Source organism: Paenibacillus sp. FSL R5-0887 (assembly GCF_038002305.1).
In the GTDB taxonomy this organism is placed as follows: Bacteria; Bacillota; Bacilli; order Paenibacillales; family Paenibacillaceae; genus Paenibacillus_AQ; species Paenibacillus_AQ odorifer.
Genome location: NZ_JBBOCE010000002.1, coordinates 1,186,892 through 1,205,735, shown reverse-complemented (window position 1 = coordinate 1,205,735; position 18,844 = coordinate 1,186,892). Strand labels below are relative to the sequence as shown.

The following is an 18,844-nucleotide window of genomic DNA, read 5'->3' as shown; positions in this document are numbered from 1 at the left end:
TTATCTTCTGTTTGAAAATGCTTTCATAAATTACAGTAAAGATAGTCCTTGAAGGAGAAAGCTGCTGGTTTAATTCCGGATTAGGCCAGCGATCTTGAGGTAAACAAAGGGGAGGTTATACAGGAATGGGCAACAACAAAAGAAAGAGGTTTTCCCTGTTACTGACATCACTTATGGCATTCTCGCTTGCGCTCAGCGCATGTGGCGGCGATTCAAACAACGCGGCAACTAACAGTTCAGGAGCGGGCGGCGACGGTGCATCATCCGAGAAACCAGTCGAACTGATCTGGTACACGATCGGCGGACCGCAGAAGGATCTGGACCGTGTCGTGGAAGAAGTCAATAAGTACACTAAAGAGAAGATAAATGTCACCCTGAAGATGAATATGATTGATTTTGGTGATTATACACAAAAAATGCAGGTCAAAGTAGCCGCTGGCGAACCCATGGACATTCTCTTTACGTGCTCCTGGGCGTTCGATTATGTGCAAAATGCCCGCAAAGGCGCTTTTATGGAATTGGACAGCCTGCTTAATGAATATGGAAAAGGCATCGTAGACACGATTGATCCGGCGTTCCTGGAAGGCTCCAAGGTAGATGGACATAATTATGCCGTACCTGCCAACAAAGAGCTTCCGGCGCAAGAAGTTTGGCGCTTTAATAAAGAGCTGCTCGACAAATATAACCTCGACATTTCCGGGGTGAACACAATGGAAAGCATTGAACCACTGCTGAAGACGATCAAAGAGAATGAACCGGGCATCACGCCTTACGCTATGGTGAAGGATTTCATGCCAGTACTGCCGTTCGATTACATCATTGAAAAGATGCCAATGGCTGTTTATATGGACACAAAGGATTACAAGATCGTGAACATTCTGGAAACACCTGAACTCAAAAGCACTCTTGAAACCGTTCGCAAATATTACAAGGCAGGTTATATCTCGCCGGAAGTAGCAACTACAACTTCGGTGGATGATCTCTATAAATCTTCGAACTGGTTCATGGATCGTGCGGCTACCCAGCCGATGGCGGACAATCTGTGGTCGGCAAGCTACGGCTATCCTGTAGTTTCCACGCCAGCTGGCAAACCTTACATTTACAACTGGTCCGTTATGGGTTCGATGCAAGCCATCTCGGCTAACTCCGCATATCCGGAGAAAGCGATGGAGTTCCTGAACCTGCTCAACACCGATCCGGTGCTGCGCAACATGATTGACTCCGGAATCGAAGGCGTGCACTACGAGAAGACTGGTGAGAATTCCATGAAGAACCTGGATGAATCCAAGAACTATGACATGCCAACCTTCTCGCTGGGCAATATCATGATCAACTATTTGAACGAGGGTGACCCTGAGAACAAATGGGAAGAGTTCAAAAAGTTTAATGAATCCGGTGTGAATGCACCGCTGCTTGGTTTTAACTTCGACACTTCCAAGGTGACCACTGAAATCGCTGCGGTTCAGAACGTAAAAGAAGAATACTGGTCACCACTGATGACTGGAACCGTTGATCCTGACGAGTATCTACCGAAAGCTATTGAGAAATTCAAGGCAGCTGGTTTGGACAAAATTATCGCTGAAGCGCAATCGCAAATTGATGCCTGGAAAGCGTCCAACAACAAGTAAAACATCAACGTAAGAGAAGATCGGGGCAGGGGCGTGGCCTCTGGACCCGGTCTTTTTTTGAAATATAAGGACATACAGGAGGGATCTAAGTGTGAAGACAATCAGCGGATTTATAAAAAATATTATGAATAACAAGATTATGCTGCTCATGGTTCTACCAGGTGCGCTTTGGTTTCTCTTTTTCTCTTACCTGCCGATGATAGGGACGATTATTGCATTCAAAGAATACCGCTTTAGCCGCGACGGCTTCTGGGCGAGTATTATCAACAGCAAATGGGTGGGGCTAGACAACTTCAAGTTTTTGTTTACCACCAATGACGCGTACATCATTACCCGCAACACCTTGCTCTACAATGGAGCGTTTATCCTGCTTGGCTTGATCTTGTCGGTTCTGATGGCGATTGTGCTGTCCGAGATTGTGAACAAGAAGCTGGCCAAAGTGTATCAGACCGGCATGTTCCTGCCCTACTTCCTGTCATGGGTCGTTGTCGGCTATTTTGCATTTAGTTTTCTGAGCTCCGAACGCGGGATGCTGAACCAGATCATGGGCTTTTTTGGCGCAGAGTCAATTCAGTGGTATTCGGAAAAAGCCTATTGGCCGTTCATCCTGATCTTAGTCTATCTGTGGAAAGCGGTTGGTTACAACAGCGTAGTTTATCTCGCAGCTATTATGGGGATCGACAAGTCGCTGTATGAAGCGGCGATGATCGACGGAGCTAGTAAGTTCCAACAGATTCGCAATATTACACTGCCGTTGCTGAGTCCAATTATCACGATCATGACCCTGCTGGCCATCGGTAAAATCTTCTACGCCGACTTCGGTCTCTTTTACCAGGTGCCTCGTAATTCCGGTACGCTCTACAGTGTCACGAATGTTATTGATACCTATGTCTATCAAGGCCTCAAAACAACGGGTGAGATTGGTATGAGCACTGCCGCAGGTCTGTATCAATCGGTTGTCGGCTTTACGCTAGTGATGACCTCTAACTATATTGTCCGCAAATACAACAAGGATAGCGCTTTGTTCTAGAACCTCATGAAAGGAGTGGGCCATATGTCTTCCATTACTAAGACTAAAAAAGAACGTGATTTCCACCATCTCTCGACGCCCTGGAATATCACTTTTAATCTGATAGCCGGCATCTTTGCGTTTCTGTGCGTGTTTCCGTTTCTGTTCGTCGTGATCATCTCCTTCACCGATGAGGTGGCGCTGGCGCGGGATGGCTATAAGCTGATTCCGGCAAAATGGAGTCTCGGCGCATACCGTTATGTGTTTGAATCCGGAGATATGCTGCTGCGTTCTTATGGTGTGACGATTTTTGTAACGGTGATAGGGACGATTATCAGCCTTTTGTTTATCGCTTTTTATGCGTATGCCATTTCCCGGAAAAGCTTCCGTTACCGCAATTTTTTCTCGTTCTTCGCGTTTTTTACCATGCTGTTCAACGGTGGACTTGTGCCGACTTATATTATCGTTACGCAGTTTCTAAGCCTGAAGGATACGATCTGGGCGCTGATTTTGCCGCTGGCGGTGAATGCTTTTTACATTATGATTCTGCGCACCTTCTACAGCACGAGTGTGCCTGATGCCATTATCGAATCCGGCAAAATCGACGGGGCGGGCGAGTTCCGTATCTTCCTGAAATTGGTGTTGCCTTTATCACTGCCCGGTCTGGCTACGATTGCTTTGTTCAGCACCCTCGGCTATTGGAATGACTGGTTCAATGCGCTGCTGTACATCGACAACCCGAATTTAGTCCCGCTGCAATCGATGCTGATGCGGATCGAGACCAGTATGCAGTTTATTTTGCAGAACTCCCAGAACAGTTCGCTCAGTCTGGAAGCTCTTCGCTCCATGCCGCAGGATACATCGCGGATGGCGATGGTCGTGCTGGCGACAGGACCGATTATTTTTGCCTATCCGTTCTTCCAGCGTTATTTCATTCAAGGTCTTACCGTAGGGGCTGTTAAGGAATGAGTTATACAAACCCGAATTTACCTGCTGAAGAACGGGCGGAGCATCTGCTCGGACTGATGACTTTGGAAGAGAAGGCCGGTCAGCTGATTCAGCCTTTTGGCTGGCAGGCCTATGAACATAGAGACGGTAAGATGACCTTGACAGAAAGCTTCAAGGAGAAGGTTGCCGGGGGCGGCGTTGGTTCGCTTTACGGGATGTTGCGCGCTGACCCGTGGACCGGTGTGACGCTGGCTACTGGCCTGTCTCCGCGTGAAGGTGCGGAAGCGGTGAATACGCTCCAGCGGTATGTGCTGGAGCATTCGCGGCTGGGCATTCCGGTATTGATCGGCGAGGAATGCTCGCATGGCCACATGGCGATCGGGGCCACCGTATTCCCGGTGCCCCTGTCGCTCGGCAGCTCCTGGAATGTGGAGCTGTATCGTGAGGTCTGCCGCGCCGTAGCGCTGGAGACACGCAGTCAGGGCGGCGCGGTTACGTATTCGCCGGTGCTGGATGTGGTGCGCGATCCCCGCTGGGGCCGCACCGAGGAGTGCTTCGGCGAGGACGCTTACCTGATCAGCGAGATGGCGGTTGCGGCTGTTGAAGGTCTGCAGGGGGAATCCTTGCAGAGCGGCGGCAGCGTGGGGGCTACGCTGAAGCATTTTGTGGGATACGGCAGCTCAGAAGGCGGCCGGAATGCCGGGCCTGTGCACATGGGCTGGCGTGAACTGCTGGAAGTGGATCTGCTGCCCTTCAAAAAAGCGGTCGAAGCGGGTGCAGTCTCCATTATGCCTGCTTATAACGAAATAGACGGCGTGCCTTGCACGACAAATACAGAGCTACTAGAGGATATACTCCGCGAAGCATGGGGGTTTGAGGGTCTAATCATTACCGACTGCGGAGCTATAGAGATGCTGGCCTCTGGCCATGATGTGGCTGAAGATGGCATGGATGCAGCAGTGCAGTCACTGGAAGCCGGCATCGACATGGAGATGTCCGGGGAAATGTACGGCAAATACCTGGTGGATGCCGTTCGTGAAGGCAAGCTGGACCCGGCACTGCTGGATCGGGCGGTCCGCCGTGTGTTGACGCTCAAGTTCAGGCTGGGCCTGTTCGAGCAGCCATTCGCTGATCCCGATGCGGCTGAACGCGTCATCGGCAGCAAAGCGCATCAAGAGCTGGCCCGGCAAGTGGCGGGCGAGAGCATCATCCTGCTGAAAAATGAAGCAGGTGTGCTGCCATTGTCCAAGACCGCCGGCACGATCGCCGTCATTGGCCCTAACGCCGATGCCGGGTATAACCAGCTCGGCGATTATACCTCACCGCAGCCTCCGGCTAAGGTAGCGACCGTGCTCAGCGGCATCCGCAGCAAGCTGGCTGCAGAGCCGGAGCGGGTGCTCTATGCACCGGGCTGCCGGATCAAAGGCGATTCGCGCGAAGGTTTTGAAGCCGCGCTCGCTTGTGCAGAGCAGGCTGATACCGTTGTTATGGTCGTCGGCGGCTCCAGTGCACGCGATTTCGGGGAAGGCAGTATCGATCTCAAGACAGGCGCGTCCAAGGTGACGGAGAATGCCTGGAATGATATGGACTGCGGCGAAGGCATTGACCGGGTGTCATTGACCCTGTCGGGAGTGCAGCTGGAACTGATCCAGCAGGTTCATCAGCTCGGCAAACCTGTGATCGTTGTTTATATTAACGGCCGTCCGGTGAGTGAGCCTTGGATTGACGAGCATGTACATGCCATTCTGGAAGCCTGGTATCCAGGCCAAGAAGGCGGGCACGCTGTTGCGGATATCCTGTTCGGCGATGTGAACCCGTCCGGGAAGCTGACTGTATCCGTGCCGAAGCATGTGGGCCAGCTCCCGGTCTATTACAACGGTAAACGTTCCCGTGGCAAAAGATATCTGGAGGCCGATTCCCAGCCTCAATATCCGTTCGGCTTCGGGCTTAGCTACACTGAATTTACGTACTCCGGGTTGAAGGTGGAGCCGGAAGTAATTGCGGCTGGGGAGACGGCTACAGTTTCCGTGGACGTTCAGAATACAGGAGACCGTGAGGGCGCAGAGGTGGTGCAACTGTATATTTCCGATGTCGCCAGTAAGGTCACCCGTCCTGCCAGGGAATTGAAGGCTTTTGACAAAATCAAGTTGGCTCCGGGTGAGAAGCAAACCGTGTTGTTCACGGTAGGGTCGGAGCAATTGCAATATATCGGACCGGATTTAAGACCTGTTGTAGAGCCAGGAGCGTTTAAAGTGCTGGTGGGTAAGCATGTAAATGATACACTGAGCACCGATTTGACGGTGAGGGGGTAAAGACATGGAACGCATTAAACGCTTCATCCGCGAGCTCTCCGAGCAGCAATGGCTAGAGGTGCAGGAATTGCGCGATTGGGAGATTCTGTCCTCGGTGTATCAATTGCCGGGACAGTATGACAAGCTGCAGCCTTATAAGGACGGCAGCAATTATGATCTGTTCCCGAGTGTGCAAGGAACGACCTATTTCTTCCGCCGTACTTTGGAGATTCCGGCTAACTGGCTGCCGGGCCACATCGGGCTGATTTTTGCTTCAGGTGGGGAAGGGCTGCTGCGGGTGAACGGTGAATCGCGGCAAGGACTTGACCGCAATCATACCTTTGTTACCCTGACAGGTGATCCATCTGGCCGTCCGTTGGACCTGGAAATCGAACTCTTCGATCCGGTCCCCGAGCCGGTGGACCCATTAAATCAACAGGCGGTGATCCAGCCGCCGATTCGGATGATCCACAGCCAGCTGGTGCTGGTGAATAGACCTGTGCAGAGTCTAATGTACACGGCAGTAGTGATTCGCGATTCGGCAATTCTGCTGCCTGAGCAGGACCAGCGCCGTAAGCGGATGCTGGAAGCTTTGTATGTGGCAATGGATCAATTCGTTGGCCTTACCACGCAGGAGATCCGCGAGGGTGGTGAGATTTCGCGAATCGAGCAGAAGCTGCGGGGCAGAGTCGGGGAGATCGGCAGTCATGCCGAAGGAACAATCCACATGGTGGGCCAGTCCCATATCGATATTGCCTGGCTGTGGCCTGCGCGCGAGACCGTGCGCAAGACGAGTCGGACGTTCTCGACGGTGAATGCCCTGATGGACGAATATCCTGACTATCAATATGCGCAGAGCCAGCCGCTGCTGTTCGAATATTTGAAAGACAATGACCCGGTACTCTATGAGAAGGTCAAGGCACGCATCCGTGAAGGACGCTGGGAACTGGTCGGTGGGATGTGGATCGAACCGGATCTGAACATTCCGAGCGGAGAATCGTTGATGCGGCAAATGCTATATGGTCAACGCTTTTATCTCGAAGAGTTCGGGCGCACCTCGCAGATTGAGTGGCTGCCGGATACCTTCGGCTACTGCGCTTCTCTGCCGCAGATTCTGCAGCATGGTGGCATCAAATATTTTATGACCACCAAGCTGGGCTGGAATGACACAAATGTCTTCCCTTACGATCTGTTCCATTGGGTCGGCATTGACGGCACGCCGATGTTGTCTTACCTGAATCATGGGGTCAATGAGAATACGCTGCCCAAAGATGTGCATGAACACTATCAGTCCTTCCGCGAAAAAGATAAACATAATGAGCAGATGCTGCTCTATGGGCATGGTGACGGCGGCGGCGGGGTCACCCGCGAGATGCTGGAATATATCCAGCGTGCCGAGCTAATGGTCGGCCAGCCGGAGAGTAAATACAGTAATGCCGCGGATTTCTTCGCAGGCATTACACGCTGTCAGCCGCAGCTGCCGCAGTGGCGGGGCGATCTGTATCTGGAGCTGCACCGCGGCACCTACACTACGCACGGCCGCAACAAGCGGAACAACCGCAAGGCGGAAGTGTTGTACCGTGAAGCGGAGCTGTGGCAGACATTAGCTTCGCCGCAGCTGGACACGGAGCAACATGCCGTAGTTGCCGGGCAGCTGCATCAGGGCTGGAAGCTGATTTTGTTGAACCAGTTCCATGATATTATTCCGGGCTCGGCGATTACCGAAGCTTACGAGACCTCGGAGAAGGAATACGCAGAGGTGTTTGAGCTTGGCCGTGTTGCGCTTCAGCCGGGGCTTGCGGCATTGGCCGGGAACATTAACACGTCAGGCGAGGGTACACCTTACATTGTTTTTAATGGTTTGGGTTGGACGCGGGATGCCGTGGTCGAACTTGCTCTCAGCGAAGAAGTAGCCGCCAGCGGAAACTTTGCGGTGTATGGCGAGGATAACGTACTGCTGGAAGCAGATGTCCTGACGGAGGAGACAGCAGTTTCTGGTGTCTCGGTTCTCGTTCCGGAGATTCCAGCCTTTGGTTACAAAACGATCTGGATTCGTGATCTGTCTCAGAACACATCCGTTGAAAATAATGCAGAATCTGCCGCTGCTGAACATAATCAAACAGCTATAGGAGTTGTTCCCTTCGGCGACCGTTGGGAGACGGACTATTATCGTATTACCTTTAACGAGCGGGGAGAAATCACCAGTCTTTTTGATAAAAAAGGAAACCGGGAGATCGTAAAATCCGGTGAGCCGGCGAACCGCTTCCACTTTTTCCACGACCGTCCGACGCTTTGGGATGCCTGGGACATTGACAACCGTTATGAAGCCCAACCCGCCGGGGAGGCTGAACTTATAGAAAAGGGAGTGATCCGCACTGGTGCGGTGCAGGATATTTTGCGCTTCCGCTGGAAGCTGGGCCAATCCGAGATTACTCAGGATATGATTCTACATCACCATAATCCCCGGATTGATTTCCAGACGCATGTAAGCTGGAACGAAGCCCATAAGCTGCTTAAGGTAGGGTTTTCGATTGATGTTGTCGCGGATAAGGCGACTTACGAGATTCCATTTGGTGCGCTGGAACGTCCGACCCACCGCAACACCAGCTGGGAGCAGGCGCAGTATGAGGTTTGCGGGCACCGTTTTGCCGATGTATCCGAACGTGGATATGGCGTCAGTCTGCTGAATGATTGTAAATACGGCTATGACATCCAAGGCAGTACCATTCGCTTGTCGCTCCTGCGCGCGCCGAAATGGCCGGATGTTACTGCGGATCTCGGCGAGCACGACTTCACCTATTCGCTATATCCGCACCGTGGGGATTGGCGGGAGGCTCATACTGTTCGCCGTGCAGCAGAGCTAAATCATGAGCTGTATACTTTTGCCCCTTCATCAACACAGGGGCAGCTGCTGCCAACAGGCTCATTTATCGGATTCTCCGGTGAGCACGTGGTGCTGGATACGATTAAGCCATCCGAGGACGGGCAGGGGACTGTTCTCCGTTTCTACGAATCCTCGGGAGGCCGCGAGCGGGTTCAGCTCAAATGGCAGTATCCAGTTCAGAGCGTCTACCTGTCCAATGCTCTGGAAGAGCAGCTGGAACTGATCGAACATACGGCTGGCGGTGAATTGGAACTTCACTTTGCCCCTTACGAGATCAAAACAATCTACATCAGAAATTAAATAATCACATCACAGATGCAAAGGAGCATATCTCACTTGGAACAATTCCGATTACCCAAAATAGCAATGCCCCAGCTGCCGCTGCCGCAGGCTGTACAAGAAGTACTTGCCGAAGCAGAGGAGAAGCTGGCACATCGCCCGAAGCTGTTGCAGCTGTTCAAGAACTGTTTTCCGAATACGCTGGAGACGACGACTAAACTGCTGGATGACGGAACCACCTTTGTGATTACCGGCGATATTCCGGCCTCCTGGCTGCGTGATTCAGTGGAGCAGGTAATTCAATACGTGCCTCTGGCCAAAAACGATCCCGATCTCCAGCGCATTATCGGCGGTCTTATCAAACGCCATATTCAGTATATTCATATCGATCCTTACGCCAATGCATTTAATGAGTCGGCCAATGACTGGCACTGGAACACTACGGATGTGACCGAGATGTCGCCATGGGTGTGGGAGCGTAAATTTGAGATTGATTCGTTATGTTTTGTTGTGCGCCTCGCTTATACCTACTGGAAAGAGACGGGCCTGACTGATTTCTTCGACGCTGGGTTCAAGTCGGCCATGCGCCAGATTTTCGATTTGTTCAAAAGAGAGCAGCGGCATTTCGAGCAGTCTCCGTACCGGTTCAGCCGCAATAACGGCATTCCGGAAGATTCTCTGCGCAATAGCGGTCTCGGCATGCCGGTGAACTATACCGGAATGATCTGGTCGGGCTTCCGGTCCAGCGATGATGCCTGTGATTTCCACTACAACATTCCTGGCAATATGTTCGCTGTTGTCGCGCTGCGCCAGATGCAGGAATTCGCGGAGTGGGTCTTCCGCGATCTAGACTTCCTGGCTGAACTTAAAGAGCTGGAATTTGAAGTGGATCATGGCATCAAGCTCTATGGCATTTATCGCCATCCGGAGTTTGGTCCGATTTATGCTTATGAGACCGACGGCTTCGGCAATTACTGCCTAATGGACGATGCGGGAACGCCCGGACTGATCTCCATTCCGTATCTGGGTTACGCTTCGGCGGATGATCCCATCTACCAGAACACCAGACGTTTCGCATTGAGCAAAGAAAATCCGTTCTATTATGAAGGCACAGCTGCCAAAGGGATCGGCAGCCCGCACACTCCGGAGAACTATATCTGGCATATGGCGTTGTCCATGCAGGGCATTACGGCTCAGACTGCCGAAGAGAAGCTGGAACTGATTGCGATGTTGGAAAGTACGGATGCCGGAACCGGATATATGCATGAAGGCTTCCATGTGGATGATCCTAGTGTATTTACCCGCAGCTGGTTTGCATGGTCGAACAGCTTGTTCTCGCAGCTTGTCTATCGGGCGATGAAGGAAGGTATTCTGTGAGCGGGGGCCGTATCATCCTGTTCGCGGACCCGTCTTTTCCCGGGTATACCGCAGCGGGCGGACTGACAGCGGAACAGGCACAGTCTATAGGAATACATCATACTGACCCTCCTGTTCATGCAGCACAGCTGGCCGAAACGCTGGACAGCGCCAAGGCCGGGGACTGCTTCGTTAGCTTCCATGCTCCGTACTTCCCGAAGGAGGCTTGGCCTTCCATCGTCGCCTATTTGAGCAGAGGCGGCAGCTTGATCAGCATTGGCGGTGCCCCGTTTAAGCATCCAGTCCGCCTAGTCGCTGAAGAGTGGCGGGTCGAAGCTGAGCAGACTGCCTATCACCGCCAGCTGCATATCCATGAAGCGCTGCGTGTGAGCAGCGCAGATCGCATACAGCAGCATGTCGCGCTTAGAGACATTCCGCTCTTCGTAGGCGATGAGCAGCTGCTGGCCCTGTCGGATACCTGGAACCTGGTACCGCATGTCACTAAAAGCAGTGACCTGCCGGAGCAGATGGGTTCCAGTGGACCCATGGACACGCGGATCTACCCGCTGCTTAAGGGCATTACCGCCGCCGGGCGGGAAGTTTCAGCTCCAGCTGTGCTGTGGGAGCATATCGGCGGGCCTTTTGCCGGTGGCCGCTGGATCTTCATCGGCCAACCGCTTACGCCTGATTTCTGGAATCAAGGCGGAACGGAAGCATTAACCCGCTGGGCAACTTTTGCCGCTCGGGGAGTAACAGAGCTGTGGCTGAAGCCTAACTATGCTTCTTATGAAGAAGGCGAGCGGCCGCTGCTGTTTTTGCAGGGTCAGCGGCTAAGCCGTAGCCAATCGTCACCGACATCAGCGCAGTGGACCCTGAACATCACTCTGAGCAAAGACGGGGAGTCTATCCCATGTTTCACTCACGAGTGCAAGCTTGAGGTCAGTCGCGAGCTGAACTTCCTACGTGTACCGCTTGCTATAGAAATTCAACCTGGCCTGTATCATCTTTCTTGCCATGCTGTATCGGAAGAAGGCGAAGTGCGGATGTTGCGTCAAGGCTTTTGGGGATATGACGTGGGCCTGTTATCGCAGGGGGAACCGATTAAGGCTGGAAGAGATTATTTTATCAAAGACGGTCAGCCTTTACCTGTTGTCGGCATGACTTATATGACCTCTGACGTAGCGCGGAAGTTTCTATTCCTGCCAAATGCTGATGTGTGGGATCGGGATATGGCACAGATGCGGAAGGCAGGCATCAACTGGATTCGTACCGGCATCTGGACAGCCTACCGTAATATTATGCAGGTAGACGGTCATGCCTCGGAAGAAGTGCTGCGGGCGATTGATGCTTTTCTACTGGCTGCGAAGCGGCATGAGCTGCAGGTAACCTTTACGTTCTTCTCCTTTACACCGGAGACTTGGGAAGGGACGAATCCTTATCTCGATCCGCGCAGTGTAGAAGCGCAAAAACGGTTCATCCGCTCGATCGTTGCACGGCATCGCACGACAACCCATGTCGATTGGGATTTGATCAATGAACCGTCAATGTTCGATCCGCCGCGGATTTTCTCGGACGGACCGAGCTCGGCGCGAGATAAATATGAACACGCTGCTTTCTCTGCTTGGCTGGAAGAACGCCATGGTGATATAACTTTGCTGCAAGAGCGCTGGAATATGACGCCGCTGGAATTGCCGGATTTTGCGGCTGCACAACCTCCTGAGCGAGAAGAGATTAACTTTAGTGTGCAGGATATTCATTCCGGAAAGCGCGGCACACGTTGGCTCGACTACTGCCTGTTCTCCATGGACATGCACAACGTATGGGCAAGGGAGCTTAGCGGGACTATCAAGGAACTCTGCCCAGATCATTTAGTGACCGTAGGGCAGGATGAGGCTTTAGGTGCCCAACGGCCATCGCCGTTCTTTTATGAGCGCGATGTCGATTACACCACTGTTCACAGCTGGTGGTTGAATGACAATCTGCTCTGGGATGGAATTTTTGCCAAAACCCATCATAAACCGAACCTCATTCAGGAGACCGGCATCATGTACGTAGAGACGCCAGACGGACGGGCTAAACGCAGTGAGGAAGAATTGCGGGCCATGCTGGAGCGCAAATATGCCTATGCGTTTGCTTCTGGAGGTGCCGGGGCTGTGCAATGGATCTGGAACACGAACTTTTATATGGATAATGCCAATGAATCACAGATCGGTGCGCTGCGGGCCGATGGGACTGAGAAGCCGGAAGCGGATGTGTCTTATGATTTTGGGCGGTTCATCGGCGAAGCCGGGGGATTATTTGACGGGCGGAAGCTGGAAGAGATTGCCGTGGTTTTCCCTTACTCTAATGACTTCTCTAACCGGAAGCTCGCCTATGATGCGACTACCCGCCTGACACGGATCTTATCTTATCAGCTTCATTTGCCTTTCCGCGCCGTATCGGAATACGATCTGGCTCCGCTGGAGGCAGAGCCGGCTAAGTTGATTCTCCTGCCGAGTGTGCACAATCTGGATAATGACGCCCTTCAGCAATTGCTCGACATAGTGGAGCGTACAGGTGCCGTTCTGCTCATTACTGGAGCATTGGGGGTAGATGCGTATTGGCAGCCTTCGGATCGTATGGACGCAATAGTAGGAGCCCGTAAACTTGGCAACATGCACCGTGAGGAGCAGCTTCTATTGAACGGACGCAAGTTTGCGGTGTCCTATGGACAGAAGCGAATCGCGGAGCTAGTCAAAGAAATGCCAGCAAATGCAGATGTTGATTCGTCTAGCTCAGGTGGTGTGGGTGATTACCTCATCGAACGCCAGCTTGGCACAGGTCGCCTGATCTGGTGCCCGCTACCTTTAGAACTGAATGACCGCGACGAGCCGATCGCCGCGCTCTACCAATATGCTGCACAAGCCGCAGGTATCGAAACCGAGCTGGAATGGATCAGCGGTGGAGACCTGCCAGGTGTGTACGGGCGAAAGCTTGCTTTTGCAGAAGGTTGTTCATTGTATATCTTCGTATCTGAATACGCCTGGGATGCCGGACTTGAAATAAAAGATCCTGCAACTGGAGCTCACTACTCATTTTTACTGGAGAAAGAACGTTCGGTGTTGTTTGCAGCTGATTCAGCGGGCAAGCTGGTAGCTGTCTACAGACCTGAAGAGGTTAACATTACGCTTAATAAATGCTGAAGAACTGAGGTGTACGCACAGATGACCCACACAACAACCAAAACAGCCCATATCGTGTCCCATACTCACTGGGACCGTGAATGGTATTTGCCCTATGAGAAACACCACGTCCGTCTGGTTCAGCTGGTGGATGCACTGCTTGCCAAGCTGGACGGAGATTCCGCCTTCCGCAGTTTTTACCTCGATGGGCAAACCATTATTCTGGAGGATTATCTTCAGGTTCGGCCAGAGAACAAAGAGAAGCTGGAGAAGTATATCCGGGATGGGCGAATCTTGATTGGACCTTGGTACATTTTGCAGGATGCATTCCTGACGAGCGGCGAGGCAAATGTGCGGAATATGCAGATCGGCCATCAGGATGCCGAGAAATACGGTGAGCCTTCCAAAATCGGTTATTTTCCTGATACCTTTGGATTGGTCGGACAGACTCCGCAGCTGATGTTGCAGTCAGGGATTACGAATGCTTTTTTTGGACGCGGGGTGAAGCCTACGGGATTTAACAACACTGTATCGGATGCAGGTTATGAGTCCTCTTTCTCCGAGCTGATCTGGGAAGGGCCGGATGGATCCAAAATTCTCGGTATCCTATTTGCCAACTGGTATTCTAACGGCAATGAAGTTCCTGTTGAGGAAGGTGCGGCTCGGGAATTCTGGGACCGTAAGCTTGCGGATGCAGAGAAGTATGCTTCAACGGGGGAGTTATTGTTCATGAACGGGTGCGACCACCAGCCTCTGCAATTGGATTTGCCGGAAGCTATCCGCACCGCCGAAAAGCTATACCCTGAAGTGAAGTTCGTGCATTCAAATTTCCCGGACTATCTGCAAGCCTTGGATCAGCAATTATCCTCGGGTCAGCGGGAGCTCTCCACCGTTACAGGGGAACTGCGCAGCCAGCGTACAGACGGATGGGGCACCTTAGTGAACACAGCCTCAGCCCGGGTTTATTTGAAGCAGATGAACCAGCTGGGCCAGACTCTTTTGGAAAAAGTAGCCGAGCCGCTGGCCTCCATCGCCCGCCTGTCCGGACAGGACTACCCGCACCATCTATTCACCTATGCCTGGAAGACGCTGATGCAGAACCATCCGCATGACAGTATCTGTGGTTGTAGTGTGGATGAAGTGCATCGTGAGATGGTAACTCGTTTTGATAAAAGCCGGCATGTTGCTGAGAGCATCATAGATGACAGTGCTAAGTTTATCGCAGATCAAGTGGGGACTTCTGGCTTTTCCGCATATGGGGAAGATGCAGTTCCTTTTGTAGTGATGAATACCACGGGGTGGAAGCGTACGGGAACGGTAACTATAGAGCTGGATGCTGAACGGTTATATCTGCGCGAGGGTTATCCTTTGGATGAGACCGCCCGCAGAATGCTGGCTGTTGATTTGTCCGGCAGGATTCTCGTCGATCACACAGGGGAGGAATTAGCGTCTACAGTGGAAGATCTGGGTTTAAGCTTTGGTTATGATCTGCCTGATGACCAATTCCGTCAGCCGTATATGTGCCGCAAAGTGAGACTTACTTTTGAAGCACGCAATGTGCCTGCACTTGGGCTTTGTACTTACGCTTGGGTACAATCAACTACGGAATCCGCTCAGGGAAGCTCTTTAATAGAAGGAGAGCGCAGCTTGGAGAATGCATCTCTCAAGGTAGTTGTTGCTGAGGATGGTTCATTTACGTTATTGGATAAGCATAGCGGTACCACTTATCGTGAGTTGGGGATTTACGAGAATACCGGAGACGTAGGCAATGAATACATGTACAAACAGCCAGAAGGTGAACAAGCGCTGACGACCAAAGGCCAGCCTGCAGTTATTAAGGTGATTGAAGACTCTCCCTTCCGTGCGGCCATTGAGATCCGAATAGACTGGGAGATTCCGGCTTCGGCGGATGACACCTTGGAGGCGGAACAGCGTGCACTTGTGTATTATCCTGAGCGTAAAGCGCAGCGGAGTGTAAATACGGTGGTTTTGAAGCTTCGTACCGTCGTATCGCTGGAGCGGGAAGGCAAAGGTGTGCATATTGAATCCACAATTAATAACCAAGCCAAGGATCACCGGATACGAATGCTGTTCCCGACCGATCTGTCTACCGATGTGCATCGTGTGGATTCTATGTTTGAAGTGGCTACACGGGACAATAATCCGGCACCAGAATGGGCAAATCCGAGCAACACTCAACATCAGCAATCCTTTGTCGATGTCAGCAATGGCAATGTAGGACTTACGGTAGCCAACCAGGGATTGAACGAATATGAGGTTCTGCGGGATGGACGCAATACTATTGCCGTCACCTTGCTACGCAGCGTAGGGGAATTGGGGGATTGGGGCTGGTTCCCAACTCCGGAAGCTCAGTGCCTGGGCGAATACACAGCACAACTGGAGCTGATTCCTCATTCTGGTGAGGGAAGTGAACAACGGGCATTTACAGAGGCCTATCAATTCCAGACTCCTTGGACGGTATGTCAGACCGGCCTGCATAGCGGGAAGTTGAACTCTGGATATACCCCATTGGTTTGGGAGGGAGACAACATGGCCTTCTCATCCATGAAAATGAACGGAGCTTCCGGCGACTTGTTTTTGCGTTGGTACAATATGTCCGCTCAGCAGACAGAGTTGCAACTGAAAGTGAACAGTCCTCAAGAGTATTTATTTAAAAGCAATATCTTAGAGCAGCCTAACCCTGCTTTACAAGGAGCAACGTCTTCGGTTCACCACTTAGAGGTCGGACCATCTGAGATTGTAACTGTAGGTGCGAAATTAAGCTTCTAAGTAAAAAGATGTCCCGGGGCTTCCCTGCCGGGGCATCTTTTGATTTACTTTCTTCTATAAGACTTGTGCCAATCTTGAATGGCCTCTTGGCGGGAGGGGAATCTCATCTGGATCCAATTGTTTGTTTCCCATTCATGAATCGCCTGCTGTTTAGTTTGGTAAAAGCTGTAGTCGCAAATGTTCCAGCTGTTATACAGTTTCTGATACCATTTCCCTTTAGGGATGTCGCCAGGGTAACGGCGGACGGCTTTATTGGCTTGTTTTTTAGCCCATGATGAACCATCTTTCTGTTGGTCGCTGCACACGGGTTGCTTTTTCACACTTCTGCTCATTGATTCTCCAACCTCCTTTTAGAGGGAAGCTAGAGATCATGCAAGGTCTTTATATGAATCACCTCTTTGCCAAAAAATAATGGAATTGATACCTATGTATGAAGGGGCTCTGATGTTAAATAGATAGACGCGGAAAAGGGGAATACGGTTGCGATACAATTGCGGAGAAGTATGTGTTTAGTTTTTTTAAAATAAAGCTTGCAATGCATCTCCATACATGATATATTCTAAGTCCGGCCAAGAAGTACACATGCCGAGCTCGAAAAAGAAGTTAAAAAAAGAGCTTGACATTAAATAGCCGAACATGATATAGTATAAGAGTTGCTGCTGAGACATTAAACGGCGCCAACGAGAACTTGATCTTTGAAAACTGAACAACGAGTGAGTGGGAAATCACGTAAGTGAAATCCAAATTAGAGAATTAATTTTCTCGTCAGATGTTTCAAAATGAGCATATCGCTCTTTTCAATACTAATTGGAGAGTTTGATCCTGGCTCAGGACGAACGCTGGCGGCGTGCCTAATACATGCAAGTCGAGCGGAGTTATTTTGAAAGCTTGCTTTCAAAATAACTTAGCGGCGGACGGGTGAGTAACACGTAGGCAACCTGCCCTTCAGACTGGGATAACTACCGGAAACGGTAGCTAATACCGGATAATTTCTTTTTTCTCCTGAGAGAAGAATGAAAGACGGAGCAATCTGTCACTGAGGGATGGGCCTGCGGCGCATTAGCTAGTTGGTGGGGTAACGGCCCACCAAGGCGACGATGCGTAGCCGACCTGAGAGGGTGAACGGCCACACTGGGACTGAGACACGGCCCAGACTCCTACGGGAGGCAGCAGTAGGGAATCTTCCGCAATGGGCGAAAGCCTGACGGAGCAACGCCGCGTGAGTGATGAAGGTTTTCGGATCGTAAAGCTCTGTTGCCAGGGAAGAACGTCCGGTAGAGTAACTGCTATCGGAGTGACGGTACCTGAGAAGAAAGCCCCGGCTAACTACGTGCCAGCAGCCGCGGTAATACGTAGGGGGCAAGCGTTGTCCGGAATTATTGGGCGTAAAGCGCGCGCAGGCGGCTATTTAAGTCTGGTGTTTAAACCTTGGGCTCAACCTGAGGTCGCACTGGAAACTGGGTGGCTTGAGTACAGAAGAGGAAAGTGGAATTCCACGTGTAGCGGTGAAATGCGTAGATATGTGGAGGAACACCAGTGGCGAAGGCGACTTTCTGGGCTGTAACTGACGCTGAGGCGCGAAAGCGTGGGGAGCAAACAGGATTAGATACCCTGGTAGTCCACGCCGTAAACGATGAGTGCTAGGTGTTAGGGGTTTCGATACCCTTGGTGCCGAAGTTAACACAGTAAGCACTCCGCCTGGGGAGTACGGTCGCAAGACTGAAACTCAAAGGAATTGACGGGGACCCGCACAAGCAGTGGAGTATGTGGTTTAATTCGAAGCAACGCGAAGAACCTTACCAGGTCTTGACATCCCTCTGAATCTGCTAGAGATAGCAGCGGCCTTCGGGACAGAGGAGACAGGTGGTGCATGGTTGTCGTCAGCTCGTGTCGTGAGATGTTGGGTTAAGTCCCGCAACGAGCGCAACCCTTAACTTTAGTTGCCAGCAGGTAATGCTGGGCACTCTAGAGTGACTGCCGGTGACAAACCGGAGGAAGGTGGGGATGACGTCAAATCATCATGCCCCTTATGACCTGGGCTACACACGTACTACAATGGCCGGTACAACGGGAAGCGAAGCCGCGAGGTGGAGCCAATCCCATCAAAGCCGGTCTCAGTTCGGATTGCAGGCTGCAACTCGCCTGCATGAAGTCGGAATTGCTAGTAATCGCGGATCAGCATGCCGCGGTGAATACGTTCCCGGGTCTTGTACACACCGCCCGTCACACCACGAGAGTTTACAACACCCGAAGTCGGTGGGGTAACCCGCAAGGGAGCCAGCCGCCGAAGGTGGGGTAGATGATTGGGGTGAAGTCGTAACAAGGTAGCCGTATCGGAAGGTGCGGCTGGATCACCTCCTTTCTATGGAGAATCGTTCTCTGCAATGAGAACATTCAAATCGGAAGCTCAGCTTCCAAAACTCAGGTTTAGGCCTGTTACTCACTCGTTGCTCAGTTTTGAGAGTTTAAGCTCTCAAGTAAGACTTGATCCTTGAAAA

At 51.7% G+C, this 18,844-nt stretch carries 9 protein-coding genes and 1 rRNA gene; 9 read left to right on the top strand and 1 reads right to left on the bottom strand.

The genetic code is table 11. The features are described from left to right. Window positions 1–125: 125 nt before the first annotated feature. The 8 genes from MKY14_RS23340 to MKY14_RS23305 all read left to right on the top strand — a co-directional run bounded on the left by MKY14_RS23340 (window position 126) and on the right by MKY14_RS23305 (window position 16,346). Entirely contained in the window at window positions 126–1,628 is a 1,503-nt protein-coding gene (locus MKY14_RS23340) for an ABC transporter substrate-binding protein (RefSeq protein WP_076130103.1), read from the top strand. Window positions 1,629–1,752: 124 nt separating this feature from the next. Further along, window positions 1,753–2,658 carry an ABC transporter permease gene (locus MKY14_RS23335; protein ID WP_282579979.1) on the top strand — a complete coding sequence of 302 codons (906 nt, stop codon included), beginning with the start codon at window positions 1,753–1,755 and terminating at the stop codon, window positions 2,656–2,658. A 24-nt stretch (window positions 2,659–2,682) separates the two neighbouring features. Beyond that, window positions 2,683–3,606, top strand: a complete 924-nt coding sequence (locus MKY14_RS23330; protein WP_036684927.1) for a carbohydrate ABC transporter permease — start codon at window positions 2,683–2,685, stop codon at window positions 3,604–3,606. Beyond that, on the top strand, window positions 3,603–5,897 hold the full coding sequence (locus tag MKY14_RS23325; RefSeq protein WP_076130104.1) for a glycoside hydrolase family 3 N-terminal domain-containing protein: 2,295 nt from the start codon (window positions 3,603–3,605) through the stop codon (window positions 5,895–5,897). The genes MKY14_RS23330 and MKY14_RS23325 overlap by 4 nt, the downstream gene beginning before the upstream one ends. Window positions 5,898–5,901: 4 nt before the next feature. Beyond that, the gene (locus tag MKY14_RS23320; RefSeq protein WP_340977424.1) at window positions 5,902–9,060 is read left to right on the top strand and encodes an alpha-mannosidase; all 3,159 of its coding nucleotides are present in this window, start codon (window positions 5,902–5,904) and stop codon (window positions 9,058–9,060) included. Between the two features lie 36 nt (window positions 9,061–9,096). Further along, window positions 9,097–10,416, top strand: coding sequence for a glycoside hydrolase family 125 protein (locus tag MKY14_RS23315; protein ID WP_076098666.1), 1,320 nt, complete (start codon window positions 9,097–9,099; stop codon window positions 10,414–10,416). Then, window positions 10,413–13,577 carry a beta-galactosidase gene (locus MKY14_RS23310; protein ID WP_445669879.1) on the top strand — a complete coding sequence of 1,055 codons (3,165 nt, stop codon included), beginning with the start codon at window positions 10,413–10,415 and terminating at the stop codon, window positions 13,575–13,577. Before MKY14_RS23315 ends, MKY14_RS23310 begins: the two co-directional genes overlap by 4 nt. 21 nt (window positions 13,578–13,598) lie before the next feature. Then, a complete protein-coding gene (locus MKY14_RS23305; RefSeq protein WP_340977421.1) occupies window positions 13,599–16,346 on the top strand; it encodes an alpha-mannosidase in 2,748 nt (915 codons plus the stop codon). Between the two features lie 44 nt (window positions 16,347–16,390). On the opposite strand, the gene MKY14_RS23300 is transcribed toward MKY14_RS23305, so the two are convergent. Continuing rightward, window positions 16,391–16,678: a hypothetical protein gene (locus tag MKY14_RS23300; protein ID WP_076302934.1), complete on the bottom strand. Its 288-nt coding sequence runs from the start codon at window positions 16,676–16,678 to the stop codon at window positions 16,391–16,393. A gap of 472 nt (window positions 16,679–17,150) precedes the next feature. Between MKY14_RS23300 and MKY14_RS23295 the strand changes: the two genes are divergently transcribed. Beyond that, window positions 17,151–18,708 (top strand): 16S ribosomal RNA (locus MKY14_RS23295). The last annotated feature ends 136 nt before the right edge of the window (window positions 18,709–18,844 follow it).

Bases quoted from the DNA above. Each gene is read 5' to 3' on its own strand.
- MKY14_RS23340 (WP_076130103.1), top strand. From the start codon at position 126: ATGGGCAACAACAAAAGAAAGAGGTTTTCCCTGTTACTGACATCACTT.
- MKY14_RS23335 (WP_282579979.1), top strand. From the start codon at position 1,753: ATGAATAACAAGATTATGCTGCTCATGGTTCTACCAGGTGCGCTTTGG.
- MKY14_RS23330 (WP_036684927.1), top strand. From the start codon at position 2,683: ATGTCTTCCATTACTAAGACTAAAAAAGAACGTGATTTCCACCATCTC.
- MKY14_RS23325 (WP_076130104.1), top strand. From the start codon at position 3,603: ATGAGTTATACAAACCCGAATTTACCTGCTGAAGAACGGGCGGAGCAT.
- MKY14_RS23320 (WP_340977424.1), top strand. From the start codon at position 5,902: ATGGAACGCATTAAACGCTTCATCCGCGAGCTCTCCGAGCAGCAATGG.
- MKY14_RS23305 (WP_340977421.1), top strand. From the start codon at position 13,599: ATGACCCACACAACAACCAAAACAGCCCATATCGTGTCCCATACTCAC.
- MKY14_RS23300 (WP_076302934.1), bottom strand. From the start codon at position 16,678: ATGAGCAGAAGTGTGAAAAAGCAACCCGTGTGCAGCGACCAACAGAAA.